We start from the raw sequence: 1,060 nt of genomic DNA, 5'->3' as shown, positions 1-1,060 counted from the left end.
CCCGTTCACCATTAATGTCGACTACGATTTAAGGATGGGGAGAAATTAAGATTTTCTGTCTTAATTTTATCTCTTACCATTACCGCCTCTTTCTGGAGATATAAGGCCGTACGGTGGAGAAAAAGATTATTGAAGTGGTTGCTGCCGCTATCATCGCTCAGAACCAAGTTCTGCTGGCACAGCGCGCCGCAAATGCCCAAGATGGCGGATTGTGGGAACTACCCGGCGGTAAAGTTGAGGCAGGCGAAAGTCATCAGCAGGCACTACGCCGTGAGCTGCAAGAAGAATTGGCGTTAACCTGTGAAATTGGCGTATCACTGGGCTGCGCGGAGGTGGAAAAAGAGCACTGCATTATCCGCCTGCATGGCTATATCGCCACGTTACCAAACGCTATTACGCCGGTGCTGCATTGCCATGATGCGGCACATTGGGTCAGCTACGCCGAATTAGCGGACTACGCCATGCCGGCAGCAGATATTCCGCTGGTGGCGGCACTGCGCCAGTATATGCAGGCGGATACCCAATAAAGAACGAATAATAATTCCAGCTGAAAATCGGCTAAAAATAAACCAGCCTCGTAGTCGCCATTAACCACGAGGCTGGTTTGTTTTAACTGATGCTCTAATTTACTGGAGCACTAATGCACTGAGGCGATGCCGGCTCGCTGAAGCACGCAAAGCCAAAAGCCCAATGACCGCTTTTGATAAGCACATAATTAGCGTGCTTTATTCCCCGTAAAAACCTGCCATTCCAGTGGGCTGTTATTAAATTGTGGGTCTTGCGGGATGCAGCGCATCAAAATATTCCCCACCGATAACACCGCCCCTTGCGAGTAACGCTGATCGGCATAGAAACAGGCTTGCCCTTGCATCAAGGCTCCGGCATCCACATCGACTTTCAGCCGAGTGTTGTCATTATTCCAGCTCGGTTGACCGGGTTTAGTCAACGAACCGGTACTGATCCCCGAGCTAGTGATGCCAGATGTACTGATAGTCGTACCGTCCGAGGAGATGGTGCTATTACCCGACGTGATAATCGTAGTACCCGATGCGCCACTGCT

Annotated in this window: 2 protein-coding genes; one reads left to right on the top strand and one right to left on the bottom strand. The window is 50.5% G+C overall.

The window, feature by feature from the left end:
• Window positions 1–113 precede the first annotated feature (113 nt).
• The gene (locus tag ACRC27_RS03590) at window positions 114–527 is read left to right on the top strand and encodes a (deoxy)nucleoside triphosphate pyrophosphohydrolase (RefSeq protein ID WP_438639207.1); all 414 of its coding nucleotides are present in this window, start codon (window positions 114–116) and stop codon (window positions 525–527) included.
• A gap of 188 nt (window positions 528–715) precedes the next feature.
• On the opposite strand, the gene ACRC27_RS03585 is transcribed toward ACRC27_RS03590, so the two are convergent.
• Window positions 716–1,060 (bottom strand): DUF1496 domain-containing protein (locus tag ACRC27_RS03585; protein WP_438639206.1); only part of this gene is annotated, 345 nt, incomplete at its 5' end.

Origin of the sequence: Plesiomonas sp. (assembly GCF_051650925.1) — a bacterium.
Classification (GTDB): domain Bacteria; phylum Pseudomonadota; class Gammaproteobacteria; order Enterobacterales; family CAMTGL01; genus Plesiomonas.
The sequence above is the reverse complement of the archived record's forward strand: the minus strand, read 5'-3'. Positions and strand labels throughout refer to the sequence as shown.